This is a genomic window from Campylobacter lari (assembly GCF_004357905.1).
In the GTDB taxonomy this organism is placed as follows: domain Bacteria; phylum Campylobacterota; class Campylobacteria; order Campylobacterales; family Campylobacteraceae; genus Campylobacter_D; species Campylobacter_D lari_D.
The window spans coordinates 1-289 of record NZ_SMTT01000045.1; the positions used below are offsets into that span (position 1 = coordinate 1).

The following is a 289-nucleotide window of genomic DNA, read 5'->3' on the forward strand; positions in this document are numbered from 1 at the left end:
GGTAGGACAAAATGGAGGCTCAGCCTTTGTACTTTTATATTTGCTTTTGACTTTGGGAGTAGGTTTTGTGATATTTTTGGCTGAACTTAGCATAGGAAAACTTAGTGAAAAAGATCCTGTAAATGCCTATTATACTTTAGCTCCAAAACATAAAAGAGCTTGGTCTATAGTTGGTTTTTCTTTAATAGGTGCTATTTTGATTGTTTCTTTTTATAGCGTGATAATAGGATGGATTGTTAAGTATGCTTATTTTGGGTTTTTTCCTTTACCAAAAAGTATAGAAGAAAGT

The 289-nt window shown here is 32.2% G+C and carries 1 pseudogene; it reads left to right on the top strand.

From position 1 onward, the window contains the following. Window positions 1–289, top strand: a pseudogene (locus E2O22_RS07885) (sodium-dependent transporter); the annotation flags it as partial.